20 protein-coding genes are annotated in these 21,418 nt (G+C 74.3%); 9 read left to right on the forward strand and 11 right to left on the reverse strand.

Features of this window, described 5'->3' with window-relative positions; translation table 11 throughout:
• Positions 1 to 96 precede the first annotated feature (96 nt).
• The gene (locus tag OG361_RS05405) at positions 97 to 1,557 is read left to right on the forward strand and encodes a GNAT family N-acetyltransferase (protein WP_405852128.1); all 1,461 of its coding nucleotides are present in this window, start codon (positions 97 to 99) and stop codon (positions 1,555 to 1,557) included.
• Here the strand turns inward: OG361_RS05405 and OG361_RS05410 are convergent.
• The gene (locus tag OG361_RS05410; RefSeq protein ID WP_405852130.1) at positions 1,460 to 2,695 is read right to left on the reverse strand and encodes a trans-sulfuration enzyme family protein; all 1,236 of its coding nucleotides are present in this window, start codon (positions 2,693 to 2,695) and stop codon (positions 1,460 to 1,462) included. The genes OG361_RS05405 and OG361_RS05410 overlap by 98 nt on opposite strands.
• A 59-nt stretch (positions 2,696 to 2,754) precedes the next feature.
• Here OG361_RS05410 and OG361_RS05415 point away from each other — a divergent pair, with 59 nt between their 5' ends.
• The 3 genes from OG361_RS05415 to OG361_RS05425 all read left to right on the forward strand — a co-directional run bounded on the left by OG361_RS05415 (position 2,755) and on the right by OG361_RS05425 (position 5,575).
• Positions 2,755 to 3,252, forward strand: a complete 498-nt coding sequence (locus OG361_RS05415) for an Lrp/AsnC family transcriptional regulator (protein ID WP_405852131.1) — start codon at positions 2,755 to 2,757, stop codon at positions 3,250 to 3,252.
• 49 nt (positions 3,253 to 3,301) lie between these two features.
• The gene (locus OG361_RS05420) at positions 3,302 to 5,005 is read left to right on the forward strand and encodes a DUF885 domain-containing protein (protein WP_405852132.1); all 1,704 of its coding nucleotides are present in this window, start codon (positions 3,302 to 3,304) and stop codon (positions 5,003 to 5,005) included.
• Between the two features lie 120 nt (positions 5,006 to 5,125).
• Complete coding sequence (locus OG361_RS05425) at positions 5,126 to 5,575, forward strand: Lrp/AsnC family transcriptional regulator (protein WP_405852133.1); 450 nt, start codon at positions 5,126 to 5,128, stop codon at positions 5,573 to 5,575.
• Here the strand turns inward: OG361_RS05425 and OG361_RS05430 are convergent.
• From OG361_RS05430 to OG361_RS05445, 4 genes are all read right to left on the reverse strand, one after another.
• A complete protein-coding gene (locus OG361_RS05430) occupies positions 5,565 to 8,645 on the reverse strand; it encodes an AAA family ATPase (protein WP_405852135.1) in 3,081 nt (1,026 codons plus the stop codon). The two genes, OG361_RS05425 and OG361_RS05430, sit on opposite strands and share 11 nt — an antisense overlap.
• Complete coding sequence (locus OG361_RS05435) at positions 8,642 to 9,958, reverse strand: exonuclease SbcCD subunit D (RefSeq protein ID WP_405852136.1); 1,317 nt, start codon at positions 9,956 to 9,958, stop codon at positions 8,642 to 8,644. Before OG361_RS05435 ends, OG361_RS05430 begins: the two co-directional genes overlap by 4 nt.
• 227 nt (positions 9,959 to 10,185) lie before the next feature.
• On the reverse strand, positions 10,186 to 10,812 hold the full coding sequence (locus tag OG361_RS05440; RefSeq protein ID WP_405852138.1) for a YigZ family protein: 627 nt from the start codon (positions 10,810 to 10,812) through the stop codon (positions 10,186 to 10,188).
• 9 nt (positions 10,813 to 10,821) lie between these two features.
• A complete protein-coding gene (locus OG361_RS05445; protein ID WP_405852140.1) occupies positions 10,822 to 12,363 on the reverse strand; it encodes a helix-turn-helix domain-containing protein in 1,542 nt (513 codons plus the stop codon).
• Between the two features lie 187 nt (positions 12,364 to 12,550).
• Here OG361_RS05445 and OG361_RS05450 point away from each other — a divergent pair, with 187 nt between their 5' ends.
• The 3 genes from OG361_RS05450 (at position 12,551) to OG361_RS05460 (ending at position 16,193) form a co-directional block, all read left to right on the forward strand.
• A complete protein-coding gene (locus OG361_RS05450) occupies positions 12,551 to 14,038 on the forward strand; it encodes a long-chain-fatty-acid--CoA ligase (protein ID WP_405852141.1) in 1,488 nt (495 codons plus the stop codon).
• Between the two features lie 69 nt (positions 14,039 to 14,107).
• Entirely contained in the window at positions 14,108 to 15,640 is a 1,533-nt protein-coding gene (locus OG361_RS05455; RefSeq protein ID WP_405852143.1) for a carboxylesterase/lipase family protein, read from the forward strand.
• Between the two features lie 79 nt (positions 15,641 to 15,719).
• Positions 15,720 to 16,193 carry a CoA-binding protein gene (locus OG361_RS05460; protein ID WP_405852145.1) on the forward strand — a complete coding sequence of 158 codons (474 nt, stop codon included), beginning with the start codon at positions 15,720 to 15,722 and terminating at the stop codon, positions 16,191 to 16,193.
• A 53-nt stretch (positions 16,194 to 16,246) separates the two neighbouring features.
• Here the strand turns inward: OG361_RS05460 and OG361_RS05465 are convergent, their stop codons facing one another.
• Together OG361_RS05465 and OG361_RS05470 are read right to left on the reverse strand one after the other, a co-directional pair.
• Positions 16,247 to 16,810 carry a YbaK/EbsC family protein gene (locus OG361_RS05465; RefSeq protein WP_405852147.1) on the reverse strand — a complete coding sequence of 188 codons (564 nt, stop codon included), beginning with the start codon at positions 16,808 to 16,810 and terminating at the stop codon, positions 16,247 to 16,249.
• Positions 16,811 to 16,854: 44 nt separating this feature from the next.
• Positions 16,855 to 17,427, reverse strand: coding sequence for a helix-turn-helix domain-containing protein (locus tag OG361_RS05470; RefSeq protein ID WP_405852149.1), 573 nt, complete (start codon positions 17,425 to 17,427; stop codon positions 16,855 to 16,857).
• A 111-nt stretch (positions 17,428 to 17,538) separates the two neighbouring features.
• Between OG361_RS05470 and OG361_RS05475 the strand changes: the two genes are divergently transcribed.
• Positions 17,539 to 18,405, forward strand: a complete 867-nt coding sequence (locus OG361_RS05475; protein WP_405852151.1) for an EamA family transporter — start codon at positions 17,539 to 17,541, stop codon at positions 18,403 to 18,405.
• Between the two features lie 22 nt (positions 18,406 to 18,427).
• On the opposite strand, the gene OG361_RS05480 is transcribed toward OG361_RS05475, so the two are convergent.
• Positions 18,428 to 19,198 carry an acyltransferase gene (locus OG361_RS05480; protein ID WP_405852152.1) on the reverse strand — a complete coding sequence of 257 codons (771 nt, stop codon included), beginning with the start codon at positions 19,196 to 19,198 and terminating at the stop codon, positions 18,428 to 18,430.
• A 131-nt stretch (positions 19,199 to 19,329) separates the two neighbouring features.
• On the opposite strand from OG361_RS05480, the gene OG361_RS05485 reads away from it, so the two are divergent.
• A complete protein-coding gene (locus tag OG361_RS05485) occupies positions 19,330 to 19,857 on the forward strand; it encodes a gamma carbonic anhydrase family protein (protein WP_405852153.1) in 528 nt (175 codons plus the stop codon).
• A gap of 58 nt (positions 19,858 to 19,915) precedes the next feature.
• On the opposite strand, the gene OG361_RS05490 is transcribed toward OG361_RS05485, so the two are convergent.
• The 3 genes from OG361_RS05490 to OG361_RS05500 are packed head-to-tail and all read right to left on the reverse strand — an operon-like array spanning position 19,916 to position 21,371.
• Positions 19,916 to 20,569, reverse strand: a complete 654-nt coding sequence (locus OG361_RS05490) for a DedA family protein (protein WP_405852155.1) — start codon at positions 20,567 to 20,569, stop codon at positions 19,916 to 19,918.
• 59 nt (positions 20,570 to 20,628) lie between these two features.
• Entirely contained in the window at positions 20,629 to 20,958 is a 330-nt protein-coding gene (locus OG361_RS05495) for a hypothetical protein (RefSeq protein WP_405852156.1), read from the reverse strand.
• Positions 20,934 to 21,371 (reverse strand): DUF4442 domain-containing protein, encoded by a 438-nt coding sequence (locus OG361_RS05500; RefSeq protein ID WP_405862090.1) that lies wholly within the window; start codon positions 21,369 to 21,371, stop codon positions 20,934 to 20,936. Before OG361_RS05500 ends, OG361_RS05495 begins: the two co-directional genes overlap by 25 nt.
• Between the last annotated feature and the right edge of the window lie 47 nt (positions 21,372 to 21,418).

Here is a 21,418-nt window from a genome sequence, read left to right on the forward strand (position 1 = left end):
CGGTCCGAATCCATCTCTAAGGCACCAGATCGGCGCTTAACCCGTCAGTCACAAAGCGTTCGTGATCACGCAACACCGCTGAGTCACAGTGAAGCCATGACCGATGTGACGTCTTCGAAGAGCAACCGCCGCCCGCACCACTGGCGGCACGACCTGATCGAGCTCGCCGCCCTGTTCACCGCCGTGGTGGTGGCCGACACGATCGCCAAGACCATCGCCAAGGGGCCCGACGGCCACTACCTCCTGGTCTTCTCGGCGATCGCGCTGGCCGCCACCGCCGGCTTCCACACGTGGTGGGCGCGGCGGCACAGCCACAGCCATGCACCGCCCGCCGGTGATACCGGCGGGCCGGCCGCCCGCACCGCTGCCTCCGCGTCGACCGACCCGGCCGAGCCGAGCGACCAGGCGGCATCCGCGTCCAGGCCGGCCGGGGAGACCGTGCTCTGGCGGATGCGGACCACCGTCCAGGACACCCCGGGCAGCCTCGCCGCCCTGTGCACGGTCCTCGCCCGCCTGGGCGTGGACATCCTCACCCTGCAGACCCACCCGCTCGCCCGGGGCACGGTCGACGAGTTCCTGCTCCGCGCCCCCGCCGACCTCTCCGCCCAGGCCCTCGCCCGCGAGACCGCGGCGGCCGGCGGCCGCGACACCTGGACCGAGCGGGCCGACGCCCACGACCTGGTCGACACCCCCACCCGGGTCCTCGGCCTCGCCACCCGTACGGCGCTCGACGCGGCCGAACTGCCGCTCGCGCTGCGCCAGCTCCTCGGCCGCTGCACCCTCCACTCCGTACCGGCCCTCTCGCTCACCGGCCGCCCCATCGGCGAACAGGCCCCGGTCGAAGGGGTCCTGGAGGAGACGGTGATGCGGCTGCGCGACCCGCACGGCGGCACGCTCATCGTCGAGCGGCCCTATCTCCCCTTCACCCCGACCGAGTTCGCCCGCGCCCGCGCGCTGGTCGAGCTCGACGCACGGCTCGGCCCGCGTCTCCCGCACAGCCAGGACGTGCTGACCCTTCCGGAAGGCAACGAGATCACCATCCGCCGCGCCGACCAGCGCGACGTGCCCGCCGCCCGGGCCATGCACGACCGCTGCTCGACCCGCACGCTCGGTCTGCGCTACCACGGCCCGATCGGCGACGCCGACCGCTACCTCGACCACCTGCTCAGCCCCCGCTTCGGGCGCACGCTCGCCGTGCAGACGACCTCCGGGCGGCTCGTCGCCCTCGGTCACCTGCTGTGGGACGGCGACGAGACGGAGGTCGCCCTGATGGTCGAGGACGACTGGCAGCGGCGCGGCATCGGCTCCGAGCTCCTCGGCCGGCTCGTGGCGATGGCCGAGGAGGCCGGCTGCGAGAGCGTGTACGCCGTGACCCAGGCGTCCAACACCGGGATGGTGGCCGCCATGCGGGCGCTGAACCTTCCCCTCGACTACCAGATCGAGGAGGGCACCCTGGTGATCACCGCCCGACTGGCCGCTCCACCGCGACCGGCCCCGCGCCCTGCGTCACCGTCGCGGTCGCTGCCTCACGGAGAGGTCCGGCGGGCGGAGCGCTGAGCGCCTGCGTCAGGTCCCGCCAGAGGTCCTCGACGTCCTCGAGACCGACCGACATGCGCAGCAGCCGGTCGCTGACGCCCGCCGAGCGCCGGTCTCCCTCGGCCACGATCCGGTGGCTGATGGAGGCCGGGTGCTGGATGAGGGTGTCGACGCTGCCGAGGCTCACCGCCGGGGTGATCAGCCGCACGCCGGCGATCACGTCGTGCGGGTCCCCGTACACCTCGAAGGCGATCATCGCGCCACCGATCCGCGGATAGTGGACGCGGGCGATGCGGGGGTCGGTGGCAAGTCGCCGGACGAGCTCCGCCGCCGAGGCGGACGCCGCCCTCACCCGTACGGGGAGGGTGGAGAGTCCGCGCAGCAGCAGATAACCGGCGAGCGGGTGCAGCACCCCGCCGGTGGCGAAGCGGACCTGGCGGAGGGTACGGGCGAACTCCTCGTCGCAGGCCACGATCCCGCCCATGACGTCGCCGTGCCCGCCCAGGTACTTGGTCGCGCTGTGCAGCACGATCCGCGCGCCCTGTTCGACGGGGCGCTGGAGGACCGGCGTGGCGAAGGTGTTGTCGACCAGGAGCGGCACGGAGCCGCAGGAGTAAGCGAGGGCGCGGATGTCGGCCTCGGCGAGGGTCGGGTTCGCCGGGGACTCGACCATGACGAGGCCGGTGTCGGGCCGTATCGCGTCGGCTATGCCCGCCGGGTCGGTCCAGGTCACCTCGGTGCCGAGCAGCCCCGCGTCCAGGAGGTGGTCGCTGCAGCCGTACAGCGGGCGGACCGCGACCACGTGGCGCAGCCCCTGGCTCGCCCTGGCCAGCAGGACCGCGCTGAGGGCGGCCATCCCGCTGGCGAAGGCCACGGCGGACTCGGTGCCCTCCAGTCGGGCCAGCGCCTCCTCGAAGCGGGCCACGGTGGGGTTGTCGAGCCGGGCGTAGACGGGCGGGCCGTCGAGCCGGGCCCCCGTGGTGGCGAACTCGTCGATGCGGGCGGCCTCGGCCCGGGCGTCGTACGAGGGGTAGGTGGTGGACAGGTCGATCGGCGGGGCGTGCACTCCGAGCGTCGCGAGGTCCTCGCGGCCGGCGTGTACGGCTTCGGTGGCGAGCGCCCTCGGGGTGGCCGAGGGGTCGCGGTCCATGGCGTCCATGGCGGCACTGTGAACGTATACCGGAAGGTAGCGGGAAGTAGCCGTGCTACGTTCGACCGATGGCTGAATCTGTCGTACTGGACGCGGTCGATCTGCACATTCTTCGCCTCTTGCAGAACGACGCCCGGACCACCTACCGCGAGCTCGCCGCCGAGGTCGGCGTGGCGCCGTCGACCTGCCTCGACCGGGTGGCACGGCTGCGCCGCACGGGCGTCATCCTCGGACACCAGCTGCGACTGGATCCGGCCAAACTCGGCCGCGGACTTGAAGCGCTTCTCCTCGTCCAGGTCCGCCCCCACCGGCGGGAACTGATCGGTCCGTTCGTGGACCGAATCCGGGCCCTGCCCGAGTCCCGGGCCCTGTTCCATCTGACCGGACCCGACGACTACCTGGTGCATGTGGCCGTGGCGGACCCCGCCGACCTGCAGCGACTCGTGCTCGACGAGTTCACCTCGCGCCGCGAGGTGGCCCGGGTCGAGACCCGGCTGATCTTCCAGCAGTGGGAGTGCGGCCCGCTGCTGCCACCGTCGACGGGCCCTTCCTTGTCAGCCGACTGAGACCGGACGAGGGTGACGCGGCCCCGCCGGAGGCATCAGGATGGCCCCCATGCCAGAGACTTCCAGCAGCCCGCTGCCCCGCCAGGTCGCCGACGCCCACGTCGACGCACTCATCGCCCTCGACCCGATCACCGGTACGTACCTGGGAGTCAAGGAGAGCGCCGGTCGTCTGCCCGACTTCTCGCCCGACGGGCAGAAGGCCGTGGCGGAACTGGCCCGGCGGACGCTCGCCGCGCTCGACGAGGCGGAGCGCGCCGCGGGCGCCTCGACCGACGCCGAACAGCGCTGCGCCCGGCTGCTGAGGGAGCGCCTCACGGCCGAACTCGCCATGCACGAGGCCGAGGAGGGCCTGTGCACGGTCAGCAACATGCGCTCGCCCGCCCACAGCGTGCGCATCGTCTTCACCGTGATGCCGACGGAGACCCCGGAGGACTGGACGGCGGTCGCCGCCCGTCTGCGGGCCGTTCCCGCCGCACTGGAGGGGTACCGCACCGCGCTCGAACTGGGCCTGGAGCGCAAGCGGTTCGCCGGACCGCGCCCCACCGCCACCTTCGTCGAGCAGCTCACCGAGTGGGCGGGCGGGGAGAGCGGAAGGCCGGGCTGGTTCGAGGAGTTCGCCGCCGCCGGCCCCGAGACGCTGCCCGAGGAGCTCCGCACCGAGCTCGCGGCGGCCTCCCGGGGCGCCACGGAGGCGGTCGCGGCCCTGCGGGACTGGATGCGGGACGTGTACGCCCCGGCCGTCGCGGACGCCCCCAACACGGTGGGCCGTGAGCGCTACCAGCGCTGGACCCGCTACTTCAACGGCACCGACCTGGACCTCGACCAGGCCTACGCGTACGGCTGGACCGAGTACCACCGACTCCTCGGTGAGATGCGGACCGAGGCCGAGCGGATCCTGCCCGGCGCGGGCCCCTGGGAGGCGCTCGCCCACCTCGACGAGCACGGGACGCACATCGAGGGCGTGGAGGAGGTCCGGGTCTGGCTCCAGGAGCTGATGGACGAGGCCATCGCGGCCCTCGACGGCACCCACTTCGAACTCGCCGACCGGGTACGGCGGGTGGAGTCCCGGATCGCCCCGCCCGGCGGCGCCGCCGCGCCGTACTACACCGGCCCGTCCGAGGACTTCGCCCGCCCCGGCCGCACCTGGCTGCCGGTGGACGGCACGAACCGCTTCCCGGTGTACGACCTGGTGTCGACCTGGTACCACGAGGGTGTCCCCGGCCACCACCTCCAGATCGCGCAGTGGGTGCACGTCGCCGACCGGCTCTCCCGCTACCAGGCCACCATCGGCAAGGTGAGCGCCAACGTGGAGGGCTGGGCGCTGTACGCGGAGCGGCTCATGGACGAACTCGGCTTCCTGCCCGACGCGGAGCGGCGCCTCGGCTACCTCGACGGCCAGATGATGCGCGCGTGCCGGGTGATCGTGGACATCGGCATGCACCTGGGTCTCGAGATCCCGGCCGACTCGCCGTTCCACCCGGGCGAGCGGTGGACCCCGGAGCTCGCCCAGGAGTTCTTCCAGCTGCACAGCAGCCGCCCGCCGGCCTTCGTGGAGAGCGAGATGACCCGCTACCTCTCGATGCCGGGACAGGCGATCGGCTACAAGCTGGGCGAGCGCGCCTGGCTGCTCGGGCGCGCCAACGCGCGGGCCGCGCACGGCGAGGCGTTCGACGCGAAGGCCTGGCACATGGCGGCCCTCTCGCAGGGCCCGCTGGGCCTCGACGACCTGGTCGACGAGATCTCCCGCCTCTAGGCGGGGCGCTGCACGACCCTGCCCCGCGCTACGCGTTCACGGCACCGACCGCGTACCGCTCCAGGGGAATCCCCGGCTGTTCGCTTGATCGGCCGGGGATTCCCCTGCTATTTCTCCTGCATGACCACCGCATACACCCCGGACGCCACCGACTGGCGCATCCTCGAAGCCCTCCAGTCCGAGGGCCGGGCCAGCTTCGCCGAGCTCGCCCGCGCCGTGTCGATGTCGCCGTCCGCCGTGACCGAGCGGGTGCGGCGCCTGGAGGACGCCGGAGTGATCGCCGGGTACACCGCGATCGTCGACCAGGACCGGCTCGGGCTGCCCATCCTCGCCTTCGTCCGGCTGCGCTATCCCCACGGCAACTACAAGCCGTTCCACGACCTCATCGCCACCACTCCGGAGGTCCTGGAGGCCCACCACGTCACCGGCGACGACTGCTTCGTCCTCAAGGTCGCCGCCCGTTCGATGAAGCACCTGGAGGAGATCTCCGGGAAGATCGCCACGCTCGGCTCGGTCACGACGAGCGTCGTCTACTCCTCGCCGCTGCCCCGGCGCTCCATCAGCCGCTGAGCGCGTCCTCGCCCGTACGCAGCCTCACCGCGGAGCCCTGCCGCGCCTTGACGACCTCCAGCTGGGCGGGGATGCGGCGGCGCAGATCGCCCACGTGGCTGACGATGCCGACGCTGCGGTCGCGTTCGCGCAGCGAGTCGAGGACGTCGAGGACCTCGTCGAGGGTCTGCTCGTCGAGGCTGCCGAAGCCCTCGTCGATGAAGAGGGTGTCGAGCCGGACGCCGCCGGCCTCGTCCGTGACGACGTCGGCGAGACCGAGCGCGAGCGCGAGGGAGGCGAAGAAGGTCTCGCCGCCGGAGAGCGTGGCGGTGTCGCGTTCGTTGCCCGTCCAGGCGTCGACCACGTGCAGCCCGAGGCCGGCCCGCTTGCCGCCGGTGCGCGCGTCGGAGTGCACGAGCGTGTAGCGGCCCGAGGACATGCGCTGGAGACGGGCGGTCGCGGCGGCGGCGACCTGTTCGAGCCGGGCGGCCAGGACGTACGACTCCAGGCGCATCCGGCGCTCGTTCTCGGCGGACGTTCCCGCGGTGAGCCCGGCGAGGCGGGCCACCCGGTCGTACTCCTCGCGGATCGGGCCGAGCCGGCGGACCTCGGTGCCGGCCTGCCGGGAGAGCCCGGTCAGTTCGGTCCCCCGCTCGCGCGCGGCCGCCAGCGCGGACGAGGCCTGTCGCAGGGCACGGTCCGCCGCGGCGTGGGCGGCCGCGGCCGCGGCCGGGTCGGCGGACGGGAGTGCGGCGGCGGCCGCGGTGCCGGGCTCGGCGAGCCGGTCCGCGACGGCCGCGGCCTCCGCCTGCCAGGCGTCCACCCGCTGCTGGAGGGCGCGGCGGGCGGCCTCGTCGAGGAAGGCGGCGCGGGCCTCGGCCGGATGCGCGAAGCCCGCGCGGTAGGCGGCGTCGGCGAGCCGGGCGTCGGCCTCCTTGAGCCGCTGGGCGGCGAGTTCGGCATCGCGTACGGCCCCGGCGGCGTCGACCAGGACGGCGATCTTCCGCTCCAGCCGGGTGGCGTGTTCGGCCACGCTGCCGAACGCACCGCGCCCACGGGCGAGTTCCTCGTCGAGCGCGGACCGCTCCCGCTCCAGCGCCTCGCGGCGCGAGGTGCGTGCGGCGACCCGCCGCTCGGCCTCCCGCTGCGCGCCGACCCGCTCCTCGTGCTCCCGCTCGGCGCGCGCGAGCGCCTCCCGGGCGGCATGCGTCTGCCCGGCGAGCGCGTGCGCCTCGGCGTGGAGCCGGGCCAACTCCCCCACCTCGCGGTCGAGTTCGCCGACGGTTGGGTCATTGGTGGAGGAGGAGGTGGAAGCGGCGGAGGGCCCGGGGCCGCCGGAATCGGGCAGGGCCTCCGCCCGGGCCGTGGACCAGGCCTCCCGGGTGACGGCCAGCTCGCGCTCCGCGGCGGTACGGGCCTCGTCGGCGCGGGTGTAGGCCGCGTAGGCGGCGTCCTCCGTGGCGCGGTCGACGTGGTCGGCGGTGGTGCGGGCGGGGGCCGGGTGGGCGGCGGAGCCGCAGACCTGGCAGGGCTCGCCCTCGGCGAGGGTGGCCGCGAGTTCGGCCGCGATCCCCCGCAGCCGGCGGGACTTGACGTCGAGCCACTCCTCGTGGGCGGTGTTCCGGTGCTCGCGGGCGTCCGTGAGCCGGGCCTCGGCGGCCGTCGTGTCCCGCGCCAGGGCGTCACGGCGGCGGGCCGCGGCGAGGCGTCGGCGGGCGGGCTCCAGACGGCCCGCGAGGTGTTCGGCGCGGGCCGCGGCGTCCGTCGCGGCCTCGACGCGTGCCGTGAGGGCGGCGCGGCGCGGCTCCCAGTCGGCGAGCCAGCCGGCCGCGTCCTGGAGGACGTCCTCGTCGGCCCGGGCCTCCCGGGCCAGGACGGTGCGCTCCTCGGCGATCTCGGCGGCACGGAGCTCGGCGCGCCGCTCGGCACGGCGGGCCTCCTCGAGTCCGCCGAGCTCGCCTCGCAGCCGGTGCTCCAGGGCGGAGAGGTGCTCGGCCCCGGCGTCGGCGAGCTCCGCCGGCAGCAGGGCGCGGAACCGCGCGCGGGCGGCGTCCGCGGTGGCGTGGTCGCGCTCGGCCTCCTGGCGCAGCGCGAGCGCGGGCGTGACGCGCTCGGCCTTGAGGGAGCGGTCGAGGGCGGCCTGGTGCCGGTCGCGCTCGGGGGCGCGGGCGGTGAGCTGCTCGCGGCGCCGGAGCGCGTCGGCGTGCCGGGTCTGGCGGTCCGCGAGCTCCTTCTCGGTGTCGAGGGCGGCGCGCGCGGCGATCTGCCCGCGCTCGGCGGCGGCGAACCGTACGTCGGCGATGTCGAGGGCCTCGCGGGCCTCCGTGCGGGCGACCGCGGCCCAGGTCAGGACGGAGTCGGCGAGGCCGGGATCGCCGGGCCGCCCCTCGACGGGCGTGCGGGCGGCGTCGAGTCCACCGGCGGCCTGCGTCATGCGGTGGGCGAGGGTGAGGAGCCGCTCGTCCCCGTCCCGTACCTGCTGCTCGGCGGCGCGCCGCAGCTCGGCGAGGCGTTCCTCGACGGCGGCGAAGCGGCGGGTGTCGAAGAGACGGCCGAGGAGCTTGCCCCGGGCCTCGGCGTCGGCGCGCAGGAACTTCGCGAAGTCGCCCTGCGGGAGGAGGACGACCTGGCAGAACTGTTCGCGGCTCATGCCGACGAGCTGGGTGATCTCCTCCCCGACCTCCTGGTGGGAGCGGCTGAGCCCGGCCCACTCACCGGTGGCGGCGTCGTACTCGCGGAGCCAGGTCTGGGCCTTCTCCGTGGTGAAGCCGCCGCCGCGCTTCTTGGGCCGCTGCTGTGCGGGACGGCGGGTGATCTCGACGCGCCGCTCGCCCACGGTCAGGTCGAGGAGGACCTCGGTGTACGTGCCGACGGGGGCGTGGTCGCTGCGCAGGGAGGCGCCGGGGCTCTGCCGGACGCCGGGCACGCTTCCGTAGAGGGCGAAGCAGACGGCGTCGAGGACGGAGGTCTTCCCGGCACCGGTCGGTCCGTGGAGGAGGAAGAGCCCCGCGGAGGACAGGGCGTCGAAGTCGACCGTCTGCGTGGTGCCGAAGGGCCCGAACGCGGTGATCTCCAGGCGGTGCAGCCTCACCGGCCCACCTCGCGCTCGGCCGCGTCGACCCGTACGTCGTCGAAGGCGCCGTACAGCACCGTCCGCTCCGGGCCGTCGAGTCCCGCGCCGCCGCGCACATGGGCCACGAAGTCCTCCGCGATCTGCTGGTCGCTGCGGTCCCGGAGCCGCTGGGCGTAGGAGGCGCCGGCGCCGCTGTCGGTCCGCTCGGGGTCGAAGACGAGGTTCAGGGTGTGCGGGAAGCGCCCGGTGAGCCGCGCCATGGGATCGGCGGGCCGTACGGGGTCGGTGAGGGTGGCCTCGACCCAGGACTCCTCGTGCGGCGCGAGCGCCGGGTCTGCGAGGAGGTCGTCGAGCCGTCCACGGATCCGCGCGAGGGGGCGGGGTACGGGGCAGTCGACGCGCTCGGCACGGAGCAGCGCGCCGTGGGGGCCGTCGGGGTCGGCAGCCTGTCCGTCGGAGTCGGTGGCCGGGGGGTCGGCGTGGGTCGCCCGGCCGGCGGAGCCGGTGGCCGGGCGTCCGGAGTCGGTGGCCGGGGCGTCGGAGCCGGTGGCCGGGCCGGCGGAGTCGGTGGCCGGGCCGAGGTCGACGAGCCACATCGTCTTGCGGTGGTCGGCCTCGGAGAAGGAGTACGCCAGCGGGGAGCCGGAGTAGCGCACCCTCGGGGTGACGGTCTGGCTGCCGTGGAGGTGGCCGAGCGCCACGTAGTCGACGCCGTCGAAGACCCCGGCGGGGACGGCGGCGACACCGCCGACGGTGATGTCCCGCTCACTGTCGCTGGGGGCTCCGCCCGCCACGAAGGCGTGGGCGAGGACGACGGAGCGGGTGCCGGCGGGTCGGCCCGCGAGGTCCGCGCGGACCCGGTCCATGGCGGCGGCGAGGACGGCCTCGTGTCCGGCCTTCTCGGCGCCCAGCTGTCCGCGGACGAGCGCGGGTTCGAGATAGGGCAGGCCGTAGAGGGCCACCTCGCCGTGGGCGTCGGAGAGGACGACGGGGGTCCCGATCCCGGCCGGGTCGGTACGGAGGTGGATGCCGGCCCGCTCGATGAGCCCGGCGCCGACGCCGAGGCGGCGGGCCGAGTCGTGGTTGCCGGAGATCATGACGGTCGGCACCCCGGCCTCGGCGAGGCGGTGCAGGGCGGTGTCGAAGAGCTCGACGGCCGGCAGCGGCGGCACGGCCCGGTCGTAGACGTCCCCGGCGACGAGGACGGCGTCCACCTCGTGCGCGTGGACCGTCGCCACCAGGTGGTCGAGGAAGGCGGCCTGGGCTTCGAGGAGACCGACGCGGTGGAAGGACCGGCCGAGATGCCAGTCCGAGGTGTGCAGGAGCCTCACGATGCCGTCCCACCCCGCATGTGTGCCGCTCCTCGCCGCCGGTTCCCGTCGTGTGCGCCCTCCACGCTATCCCGGCCGGGGGTGTGGGCGAGGCCGTACGGGATTCGGGCGTCCCGGTTGCATCCCGGCTCGGGCGTCCCGGTTCAGGCGTCCCGGTTCAGGCGCCCGGGTTCAGGCGCCCCGGTTCAGGCGTCCCGGTTCAGGCGCCCGGGTTCAGGCGCCCCGGTTCAGGCGTCCCCGTACGCCTCGCCGCCGAGGGTGAACTCCGCCGTGCCCGCCGTGGTGTCGGCGAGCCAGGCCCGGAAGGCCGGGACCTCCCCGTCCGGCAGGCCGATCTCGATCGTGACGGCCTCCGCGTACCGCACGTCCCGGACCGCGCGGCCGGTCGCCCGCAGGTCGTTCTCCAGCTTCCCGGCCCGCTGGTGGTCGACGGTGACGGTGGCGAGCCGGAAGCGCTGCCGGGTCACCGTGCCGAGGGCGTCGAGCGCCTCCCCGACCACGCCGCCGTAGGCGCGGATGAGACCGCCCGCGCCGAGCTTCACGCCTCCGTAGTAGCGGGTGACGACGGCGGCGACGTAACGCATCTCACGCCGCAGGAGCATCTGGAGCATCGGTACGCCCGCCGTGCCGCCGGGCTCGCCGTCATCGCTCGCCTTCTGGACGGAGGCGTCGGCGCCGAGGACGTACGCGAAGCAGTTGTGCGTGGCGGTGAGGTGCTCCTTGCGGATGCGTGCGACGAAGTCCTGCGCCTCCCGCTCGTCGGCGACGGGTGCGAGCGCGCAGAGGAAGCGCGAGCGGTTGATCTCGGTCTCGTGCACACCCTCGCGGGCCAGCGTGCGGTACTGCTCCTGCATCCCGCCAGCCTACGTTCCGTCGGTCTCGTACTCCCCGGCGGCCGGTTCGGGGCCGTCCGCCAGACCCGCGTACGGCAGCGCGCGCAGCGCCAGGGCCCAGCCGAGGCGGGCCTCGCCGGACTCGCTGGAGCGGCCGGTGAGCTCGGCGATGCGGCCGATGCGGTTGAGGACGGTATTGCGGTGGCAGTAGAGGTGTTCGGCGGCGCGGGCGGCCGAGCAGCCGTGGTCCAGCCAGACCCGGAGGGTGGTCAGGAGCGCGGCCCGCTCGCCGCCGGTGGCGAGGACGGGCCCGAGGTGGACCGTGACGATCCGCTCGGCGATGTCGGCGCGCCCGCTGAGAAGCACCTGGGCGAGCCGGTCGTCGAAGACGGCGACCTCCCCGCTGCCCGCCGGGAGGGTACGGAGGGTCTGCTCGGCGAGCCGCAGCGCGCGGCCGGCCTGGGAGAGCCGCTCGAACTCCGGCGAGACGCCCGCGGTGGCGCCGGTCAGCTCCCGCAGGACCTCCAGGAGGGCGCGCGTCGCCGGGTCGGCGGAGCCGCCGGGCCGGGCGGCGGGCCGGCCGGGGGGCGTGTCGCGGCGGGGCAGCCGGACGATCCCGGCGTACCGGCCGGAGCGGGGCCGCCAGAACGACCACATCCCCTGGGCCTCCAGGACGGGCGCGAGGTGCGGCGGGGCGGCCGGATCCTGCGCGGCGACCACGACGACGTACCGGTCGAACGCGGGCACGCCGAGCGCGGCGGCCGCGGCCGCGGCGACGGCGGGGTCGTCGGCGCGGCCGTCGAGCAGCGCCTCGAAGAGCGCGACGCGCCGGGTGTCCTGGCGGCTCTGGAGCTCCAGCTGGGCGAGCCGGTACGCGTCGGCCATCGCGACGGAGTAGCGGTCGATGGTCTCCCAGACCCCGCTCGCCATGTCGAGCTCGATGTCCCTGCTGTCGGCCTCGCGTCCGGCCCGGGCGCGTAGGTGTTCGGCCATGACCTGCCAGAGGACCCGGCCGCCGCGCCGGTAGGCCTGGAGGACGGTGTCGAGGGGAACGCCCTGCTCGGCGCGGCGCCGGCCGGTCTCGCGGGCGGCCCACTCGAAGTCGCCTCCGGTCGGGGCGAGGCCGCCGAAGTCCTCCAGGGCGCGCAGGAGGTTGTCGCGGCAGATCGCCCAGAGGTCCTCGCGGGTGACGGGGGCGTCGGAGGCGTACGTACCGGAGTGGGCGCGGATGTCGTCGACGGCGCGGTCGGTGAGCCGGTCGATGTCGGCGCGCATCGCCATCGAGAGCGCACGCCGCAGCTCCCCGGACCCGGCGTCGAGCCCCAGGGGCGTATGGGTCCCCCCGGAACGCGCGGCACCGGGCCGGGAGACACCGGCGCGCGGAGCGGCGGAGCGCGGCTCGGCGGAGCGGGCGGCGGCCGGACGGAGGCCGCCCGCTCGGGAAGCGGCCTGGCGGGGCGCGGGCTCGCGGGAAGCGGCCTCCCGGGAAGCGGGCTCGCGGGAAGCGGCCTCGCGGGGCGCGGGCTCGCGGGCGGTGGCGCCGGGGCGGGGTGCGGCCGGGCTGTGCGTCATGGCTCGCACCGTAACCCCGGGATTTGGCGAATGCCACGGGTCGTGCGCGGCAGTGGGGCCGCTGCCCAGCTCGCCGCGCCACATGGTGGGCACCTGCACATGGCGTCCGGGCGGCGGCGCGACGGATTCTGTGCCGTGTCAGCCGATCGTCAACAGCGCTGTTGCCTCCGCGTCCCTGGAGCGTGTCATGTCACTGAGCGTCGCCGACGTGCTGGGCGAGTCCGCCCGTCACTTCCCCGACCGGATCGCCCTCGTCGAGGGTGCGGCCCGGCTCACCTACCAGGAGCTGTGGACAGAGGCGCTCCGCTGCGCCGCCGGGCTGCGGGAGGCCGGGGTGAAGCCGGGCGACCGGCTGGCCGTGCTGCTGCCGAACACGACCGAGTTCCTGCGGGTGTACTACGGCGCGCTCGCGGCCGGTGCGACCGTCGTGCCGGTGCACGCGCTGCTCGTCGCCGACGAGGTGCGGTACGTCCTGGAGCACAGCGGCGCGGTGGGCATCGTGAGCGGCGGGCCGCTGTGGGCGGTGGCCGACGAGGCGGCGCGGGCGGCCGGGGTGCGGGCGTTCCAGGGGGCGCCCTCGGCGGCCGAGCCGCTGGCCGCGGCGGAGCCGGCCGAGCCCTCGGACACCGCGGTGATCCTCTACACGAGCGGGACGACGGGCCGCCCCAAGGGGGCCCTGCTGACCCACCTCAACATCGTCATGAACGCCTCCGTGACCTCGCAGGACCTGCTCGGTCTTGGCGAGGGCGACGTGGTGCTCGGCTGTCTGCCGCTCTTCCACAGCTACGGCCAGACCTGTGCGATGAACGGGACGCTGCGCCAGGGCGCGACCCTCGTGCTGATGCCCCGGTTCAGCGGCCCGGCGGCCCTGGAGGTGCTCGCCGACGAGGACGTGACGGTCTTCATGGGGGTGCCGACGATGTACCACGCGCTCGTGGAGGCCGCTTCGGTCTCCGACCGGCGCCCGACGGCCCTGCGCGCCGCCGTCTCGGGCGGCGCGGCCCTGCCGGTCGCCGTCCTGGAGCGCTTCGAGGAGACCTTCGGTACGCGGGTCCTGGAGGGGTACGGCCTGACGGAGACCTCGCCGGTCGCCACCTTCAACCAGCCGCACATCGGCCGCCGGCCGGGGACGGTCGGGCACCCGGTGTGGGGCGTGGAGGTGGGGATCGCGGACGCGGCCGTCGACCAGGAGGTCGTCCTGCTCGCGGACGGCGTGATCGGGGAGGTCGTGGTGCGCGGACACAACGTCTTCGCCGGGTACCTCGACAATCCGGAGGCGACGGCGGCGGCGATCGTGGACGGCTGGTTCCGCACCGGCGACCTGGGCGTCCTGGAGGAGGGCGGCTTCCTGCGGATCGTGGACCGGAAGAAGGACCTGGTCATCCGGGGCGGCTACAACATCTACCCGCGCGAGGTCGAGGAGGTGCTCGTGCGCCACCCCTCGGTCTCCGAGGTCGCGGTGATCGGCGTCCCCGACGACGCGAAGGGCGAGGAGGTGTGCGCGGTGGTGGTACGCCGCGGGGGCGCCGCCCCGCTCTCCGAGGAGGAGCTCGTCGCCTGGTCGCGGGAGCGGCTCGGCCGCCACAAGTACCCCCGGATCGTGCGCTTCGTCGAGGAACTGCCGCTCGGCCCGACCGGCAAGATCCTCAAGCGGGCGCTGGTGTCGGGGGGTTGACCGCAAGCCCTCCCTTAACCCCATGATCTGGACGGTCCGTCACCGTCGACCCGAGGAGAAGGTGAATCGATGTCGGAGCACGTCGCGGAGCACGTCCAGGACGACCCCGGGGCCCGCACGAGGAACGGCGTTCTGCGGGGCGCCCTGAAGGACGGCGTGGCGTCCTTCCTCGGCATCCCCTACGCGCAGGCCCCCGTCGGGGAGTTGCGTTTCCGCGCACCGCAGCCGGCGGAGGCCTGGGACGGGATCCGGGAGGCCACCGCCTTCGGGCCGACGGCGCCCAAGCGCCCGTACGCCCCGCCGCTCGCCGCGCTGCTCCCCGACCCCGAGGTGGCCGGCGACGACTGCCTCAACCTCAACGTCTGGGCCCCCTGGCCGGCCACCGGTCCCGGCGTGGACGGCTTCGGCGAGGACGGTCCCGGTGACGGAGGCACCGCCGACGGCGGGCGCCCCGTCATGGTCTGGATCCACGGCGGGTCGCTGGTCCACGGCTCCTCGGCGGTCCCCGTCTACGACGGCACCGCCTTCGCCCGGGACGGCGTCGTCCTCGTCTCGATCAACTACCGCCTCGGCGTCGAAGGGTTCGGGGTCTTCCCCGACGCGCCCACCAACCTCGGTCTGCGCGACCAGATCGCCGCGCTGACCTGGGTGCGGGAGAACATCGCGGCCTTCGGCGGGGACCCGGAGCGGGTCACCGTGTTCGGCGAGTCGGCCGGTGCGATATCGATCGCCGCCCTGCTGGCCTCGCCGCTCGCGAAGGGCCTGTTCCGGCGGGCCGTGCTGCAGAGCGGCGCGCCGACCTCCCGGTCGATCGCCACCGCCCGGAAGACCACGGAGGCGATCGCCGCACGGCTCAAGGTGCCGGCTACGGCGGAGGCGTTCGCCCGTGTGGACCCGGAGCGGCTGCTCGCGGCGCAGACCGCGGTGACGGGCAAGGGATCGCCGTTCATCGCCGGCAACCCCTTCCACATCGCCGTGGACGGCGACGTCGTGCCGGAGGATCCGGGGGACGCGCTCGTGGACGGCGCTTCGGCAGAGGTGGAGCTGCTGATGGGCACGAACACGGATGAGTACCGGCTGTGGTTCGTACCGGACGGACACGCCGACCGGGTGGGGCCGTTGGGTCAGCGGCTCCTGCTCCGGAAGGGACAGATACCGTCCAGCACGGCGAAGGTGTACCGGGAGTGCCGGCCGCAGGAGAAGCCGGGCGAGGTCCTGGGCGCGATCGCGACGGACAGACTGCTGCGGGTCCCGCTGAACATGCTGGCGGACTTCCGGCTGCACTCCGGAAGAGCCGCCGCGACCTATCTGTACGAGTTCGGCTGGCGCTCCCCCGTGCTCGACCTCCGCGCCTGCCACGCGCTCGAACTCGGCTTCGTCTTCGACACGCTCGATCTGCCGGAGACGCGGGCGCTGACGGGCCCCGACGCGCCGCGGGAGCTGGCGACGGCGATGCACGCGGCCTGGGTGGCCTTCGCCGCGACGGGCGACCCGGGCTGGCGTCCGTGGGATGCGTCCCGCCCGGTGATGACCTTCGGCCCGGGCCTCCCGTCCCTGGTGGAGGCGCCGCGCGAGGCCGAACGGCGCGCCTGGGAGCTCTGAGGCCCCGGCCGGGAATCACGGCACGGCGCGGCTCGTTCTCCTCTGTGACGGGCCGTGCCGAGGAGAGGCAGCAGGAGAGATGAGCGTCGACACCACGACCACCGAGCCGGCGGACGAGCCGGCGGGAGACCCGACCGGACCCACCGCGTACTCCGCTTCGGAGGCGGTCCGGCGGATCCTGACGTCCACGGGCGACACGTGGGCGGTGGTGGGGCTCTCCAACAACCGGGCGCGGGCCGCGTACGGGGTTGCGGCCGTCCTCCAGCGCTTCGGCAAGCGGATCGTGCCGGTCCACCCGAAGGCGGAGACGGTCCACGGCGAGCAGGGGTACGCCTCGCTCGCCGACATCCCGTTCCCGGTCGACGTCGTGGACGTCTTCGTCAACAGCGAGCTGGCGGGCCGGGTCGCCGACGAGGCCGTCGCGATCGGCGCCCGGGCGGTCTGGTTCCAGCTGGACGTGATCGACGAGGCCGCCTTCGCCCGTACCCGCGAGGCGGGCCTGGACATGGTCATGGACCGCTGCCCCGCGATCGAGATCCCGCGCCTCGGCTGAGCGCTACCGGGCGCCCGCACCCGCGCCTCGGCTGACCACCGTCGCCTGGGGCCTCAGCCGACCGGGACGCCGAGGCCCTCCAGGACGACCGCGCCGGGGAGTTGGGCGAAGGCCTTGCCCGGCACGATGAGCTTGCCGCGCCTGCGGCCGCTGCCGATGAGGACCCACTCGGTGTCCACGACGGCGGCGTCCACGAGGAGGGGCCAGTCGGCCGGGAGGCCGACGGGGGTGATGCCGCCGTACTCCATGCCGGTCTCGCCGGTCGCGGTGTCCGTCGGTGCGAACGAGGCCTTGCGGGCGCCGAGGTGCTTGCGTACGACGCCGTTGACGTCGACCCGGGTCGCCGACTTCACGACGCACGCGGCCAGGGTCGTCGTCTCGCCCCGCCTGCCCGCGACGACCACGCAGTTGGCGGACTCGTCGAGGAGCGCGGGCCCGTAGTGCTCCACGAAGACGGCCGTGTCGGCGATGGCCGGGTCGGTGTCCACGTACAGCAGCTGGTCGGCCGGGACGGGACCCCGCCAGGCGCGTACGGCGGCGGCGACGGGGCCGGTCAGCTCGTCGAGGCAGTCGGGGGCCGGCCGGGCGGTCTCGAAGTCTCCGATGGGTGCGCGCATGCGACCCACGCTAACAACCGGCGCCCGGAGTACGGACGCTCGTCTCAGCGTGCGGGCGGGATGGAGACCGCCATCGTCATCTCGACGGTTTCGTCGCCGTTGTTGCGGTAGGCGTGGGCGAGGCTCGCCTCGAAGACGGCGGAGGTGCCCGCCGGCAGCACGTGCTCCACCTCGTCCACGACGAGGGTGAGGACGCCGGCGGTGACGTGCAGGAGCTCGGTCGTGCCCTCCGGGTGCGGGTCGGAGGCGCTGCCGTCGCCCGGCATGAGCGTCCAGGACCAGAGCTCCAGCGGACCGCGGGCCTCGGTGCCGACCAGGAGGGTGGTGTGGCTGCCGGTGGAGGTGGACCACATGCGGACGGCCTGGTCGGGCGGGACGAGCCGGACCTGGGGGCCCTGCTCGTAGTCGAGGAGGGTGGTGATGGAGACGCCGAGGGCGTCGGCCAGCTTCACCGTGGTGCCGACGCTGGGGTTCGTCCTGGCCTGCTCGATCTGGATGATCATGCCCCGGCTGACCCCGGCCCGTGCGGCGAGCGCGTCCAGGGTGAAGCTCCGCTCCTTGCGCCAGCGCTTCAGATTCCGGGCGAGCGACTGCGTGAGCTGATCGAGGTCCGACACATTCCGTCCAATATTTTGGATGACAGAGTTCAATGCACTGAACTACGGTGAGCTGTACCCGATTGTTCACTGCACTGTACTGCGTGCTGCCGTACGCGACTGCGAGGATCCATGACCGCCCTGTTCGCCCTGGCCACCAGCCTTCTGTGGGGCCTCGCCGACTTCGGCGGCGGGCTCCTCACCCGCCGGATCCCCGCCCTGACGGTCGTCGTGGTCTCCCAGGCCCTCGCGGTCCTCGTCCTCAGCTCCGTCGTCCTCGCCACCGGAGCCTGGACCGAGGCGGGACCCCAGCTCTGGTACGCGGTCGGCGCCGGAGTCGTCGGCCCCGCGGCCATGCTCGCCTTCTACAAGGCGCTCGCCCTCGGCCCCATGGGCGTGGTCTCCCCGCTCGGCTCGCTCGGCGTGGTCGTCCCCATCTCGGTGGGCCTGCTCGCCGGCGAACTTCCGGGGCTGTACCAGGTCGGCGGCATCGTCGTGGCGATCCTCGGCGTGGTCCTCGCCGGCGGCCCGGAACTGCGCGGCGCGCCCGTCCAGCGCCAGGCGGTCCTGCTGACCCTGGGCGCGGCCTTTGGCTTCGGCGCGGTGATGGCGTTCATCGCCGAGTCCGCGACGACCGTCACCGGCCTCTTCCTCGCCCTGTTCGTCCAGCGCGTCACCAACGTCCTGGTGGGCGGCGGAGCCCTGTACGCCTCGGTGCGGCGCGGCGGCCGGGCCCTTCCCGAGGGCGGCCCGCGGGTGGTCCGCGCGGCGCTCCCGGCCCTGGCCTTCGTCGGCCTCGCGGACGTCGCCGCCAACGGTACGTACGCGATCGCCGCGCAGCAGGGCCCGGTCGCCCTCGCCGCCGTCCTCGCCAGCCTCTACCCGGTGGTGACGGCCCTCGCCGCCCGCGGCGTCCTCAAGGAACGCCTCCGCGCGATCCAGGCGGCGGGCGCGGGCCTCGCCCTCGCGGGCACGGCCCTGATCGCCTGGGGCGCCTGAGCCCCCTCCTGACCCGGTCGGGTCAGGAGGGGACCGCCTCGGAGGAACCGGCCACCTGGTCGGCCTCCCACGCGGCGAGCGCCGCGAGCTGCTCCGAGGTCACGTCGTCCGGGAGCGGGACCGGGGCCGGGGTCCGCAGCGGCGGCTGCCAGCCCTTCTCCGCGTCCCAGCTGCGCACGACCTTGGCCGGGGCGCCCGCCACGACCGAGTGGTCCGGGACCTCGCCGCGTACCACCGCGCCGGCCGCGACCACCACGTTCCGGCCGATGCGCGCGCCGGGCAGGATCACCGCCCCGGTGCCGAGCCAGCAGCCGGGCCCGATGGAGACCGGCTCCGAGCGGGGCCACTGGCGGCCGATGGGCTCGTCCGGGTCGTCGTAGCTGTGATTGGTCGAGGTGATGTAGACGTACGGGCCGCAGTAGGTGTCCGAGCCGATGGTCACCGTCGTGTCGGCGATGACGTGGCTGCCGCGGCCGAGGACCACCCCGTCCCCGAGGGTCAGGACCGTCTCCGTCCCGAGGTCGAGGCCCGGCAGCATCCCCGCCGTGAGCGTGACCTGCTCGGCGATGATGCAGCACTCGCCGATCTCGATCCACCGCTCGCCGAAGACCGTGCCCTGCGGGAAGGCGAGCCGGGTACCGGCGCCGAGGCGGCGGAAGCGCAGCCGTCCCGGGTGCTCGGCTGTGACGGAACCGGCCTGCTGCAGCCAGCGCCAGCCGCCCTGCACGGCACGGGCGACGACCCGGCGACGCCAGGCGGCGAGAGAGGAGAACGTGTTTCTGTTCCTGGCCACCCGGCCACGGTAGTCGGCGCCGTCGTGCCTGATCAGTGCGGTGCGCTGTGATGTCCGTCATGAGCACGGCATAGGCTGCGGCCGGGGGCGACCCCGGGCGCGACACGACGGCAGACGATCAGGAGCGAACCATGGCAGAGGCGTTGATCAAGGGCGTGGGCGGCAAGGAGCCGCGGATCGACCCGACCGCGTTCACCGCACCCACCTCCGTGGTGCTGGGCGAGGTGACCCTCGGCGCCCGCGCCAGCATCTGGTACCACGCCGTGCTGCGGGCGGACTGCGGTCCCATCGCGATCGGCGAGGACTCCAACATCCAGGACAACACCACGGTCCACGTCGACCCCGGCTTCCCCGTCTCGATCGGCGCCCGCGTGACCGTCGGGCACAACGCCACCGTGCACGGCTGCGTGATCGAGGACGACGTGCTCGTCGGCATGGGCGCGACGGTCCTCAACGGGGCCCGGATCGGCGCGGGCTCGCTCGTGGCCGCCCAGGCGCTCGTGCCGCAGGGCATGGAGGTACCGCCTGGCTCGCTGGTCGCGGGCGTCCCGGCGAAGGTGCGCCGCCCGCTCACGGAGGAGGAGAAGGCGGGCATCAAGCTGAACGCCGAGATGTACCTGCTGCTGGCCAAGGGCCACGCCGAGGCCTTCGAGGACTGATCGGTACACGAAGAAGGGCGGCACCCTTCACGGGTGCCGCCCTCTTCTGCGCCTGCTGTCAGTCCCCGACGGCGACCGGATCCGGCTCCGCGGTGGCCGGCCGCTCCGCAGCCGCCTTCTTGGCACGGTTCTTGATGATCAGCATCGAGGCGACGCCGATCAGCACGGCCAGCACCAGGCCGAGCCAGGAGAAGCGCTTGAGCCAGGCCTCGGCGACGATGCCGACCGAGTAGATGACGGCCGTGGTGCCGCCGGCCCACAGGATGCCGCCGAAGACGTTGGCGATGAGGAACTTCCAGTACGGCATGTGCAGGACGCCCGCGAGCGGTCCGGCGAAGATGCGCAGCAGGGCGATGAAGCGGCCGAAGAAGACCGCCCACATGCCCCACTTCTGGAAGGAGCGCTCGGCGAGCGCGATGTTGGCCTCGCTGAAGTGCTTCGGGAACTTCTTCCCCAGCCAGGCGAGCAGCGGCCGGCCGCCTCTGCGGCCGATGGCGTAGCCGATCGAGTCGCCGATGATCGCGCCGGCGGTGGCACAGGCACCGAGCACGTACGGGTTGATGTCGCCGTGCTGCGAGGCGAGCAGCGCGGAGCTGACGAGCACGATCTCGCCGGGCAGCGGGATGCCCAGGCTCTCGAGCCCGATCACCACGCCCACCAGCGCGTAGATCGCGACCGCCGGGATCGTCTCCAGCCATTCCTGCACGTGCAACGCGGTTCCTCCCGTATCGGCCGCCCGGCGTGCACCGCGTCGGGGCACGCCGGGGCAGCCTACCCGGTCAGGAGGGGCCGACCTCGACGCCGAGGGTGAGGCCGGGGTCGCTGGAGGAGGCGCCGACGCGGACGGTCCCGCGGCCCGTGCCGAGGGGGCGTGACGCCCTGCGCCGCGTACCAGCGGTGGCCGACGTGGACGCCCTCGCCGTACTCCTCCACCCCACCCTCGCCCGGGTAGCGGCGCGGGTTCCCGGCCGTGGGGTGGCGGTCCTCGGCGGCCGGGAAGGTCCGGGTGAGGCGGCCGCCGGGGTCGGCGTCGCCGAAGAGGACGGCCGTGGTCGCGGCGGCGCGGGCCGTCCGGCTCAGGCGTTCGGGCGGAGCGTCCACACGACGGTCATCTCGCCGGTGACGGCGCCGTCCTCGCGGGTGATGTCGATGCGCACCGGGAACTCCGGCCGCTGCCCGGCGTCCAGTTCGGCGACGACATCGGCGACGGGGCGGCCCAGGGTGGCGGTGGCCGTGACGACGCCCATGGCCAGCTTCTTGTAGCCGATCTCGGCGCTGACGGCGAGCGGGACGGCGCGGCCGAGCTGGTCGCCGAAGGCGGCGAGCACGATGGCGCCACTGGCGGACTCGGCCAGGGTGAACATCGCTCCGGCGTGCGGGCCGCCGACGTGGTTGTGGTACGCGGGCTGGTCCGGCAGGCGCACGACGGCGCGCTCGGCGGTGGTCTCCAGGAACTCCAGGTTGAGGGTTCCGGCCATGGGGACCGTCGCGGCGAGCATCTCGCCGACGGTCATCTGGTCTGCGCTCATGAGGCGTGATGTTACCCGTGAGTAGCAGCCTT

The organism is Streptomyces sp. NBC_00090, assembly GCF_045160815.1.
GTDB lineage: Bacteria > Actinomycetota > Actinomycetes > Streptomycetales > Streptomycetaceae > Streptomyces.

What these genes read in the sequence shown, in the direction of transcription:
- OG361_RS05425 (WP_405852133.1), top strand. Translation starts at nt 5,126, where the DNA reads ATGACCACCGCATACACCCCGGACGCCACCGACTGGCGCATCCTCGAA.
- OG361_RS05405 (WP_405852128.1), top strand. Translation starts at nt 97, where the DNA reads ATGACCGATGTGACGTCTTCGAAGAGCAACCGCCGCCCGCACCACTGG.
- OG361_RS05450 (WP_405852141.1), top strand. Translation starts at nt 12,551, where the DNA reads ATGTCACTGAGCGTCGCCGACGTGCTGGGCGAGTCCGCCCGTCACTTC.
- OG361_RS05500 (WP_405862090.1), bottom strand. Translation starts at nt 21,371, where the DNA reads ATGACCGTCGGCGAGATGCTCGCCGCGACGGTCCCCATGGCCGGAACC.
- OG361_RS05460 (WP_405852145.1), top strand. Translation starts at nt 15,720, where the DNA reads ATGAGCGTCGACACCACGACCACCGAGCCGGCGGACGAGCCGGCGGGA.
- OG361_RS05420 (WP_405852132.1), top strand. Translation starts at nt 3,302, where the DNA reads ATGCCAGAGACTTCCAGCAGCCCGCTGCCCCGCCAGGTCGCCGACGCC.
- OG361_RS05440 (WP_405852138.1), bottom strand. Translation starts at nt 10,812, where the DNA reads ATGCAGGAGCAGTACCGCACGCTGGCCCGCGAGGGTGTGCACGAGACC.
- OG361_RS05465 (WP_405852147.1), bottom strand. Translation starts at nt 16,810, where the DNA reads ATGCGCGCACCCATCGGAGACTTCGAGACCGCCCGGCCGGCCCCCGAC.
- OG361_RS05410 (WP_405852130.1), bottom strand. Translation starts at nt 2,695, where the DNA reads ATGGACGCCATGGACCGCGACCCCTCGGCCACCCCGAGGGCGCTCGCC.
- OG361_RS05445 (WP_405852140.1), bottom strand. Translation starts at nt 12,363, where the DNA reads ATGACGCACAGCCCGGCCGCACCCCGCCCCGGCGCCACCGCCCGCGAG.
- OG361_RS05475 (WP_405852151.1), top strand. Translation starts at nt 17,539, where the DNA reads ATGACCGCCCTGTTCGCCCTGGCCACCAGCCTTCTGTGGGGCCTCGCC.
- OG361_RS05455 (WP_405852143.1), top strand. Translation starts at nt 14,108, where the DNA reads ATGTCGGAGCACGTCGCGGAGCACGTCCAGGACGACCCCGGGGCCCGC.
- OG361_RS05485 (WP_405852153.1), top strand. Translation starts at nt 19,330, where the DNA reads ATGGCAGAGGCGTTGATCAAGGGCGTGGGCGGCAAGGAGCCGCGGATC.
- OG361_RS05415 (WP_405852131.1), top strand. Translation starts at nt 2,755, where the DNA reads ATGGCTGAATCTGTCGTACTGGACGCGGTCGATCTGCACATTCTTCGC.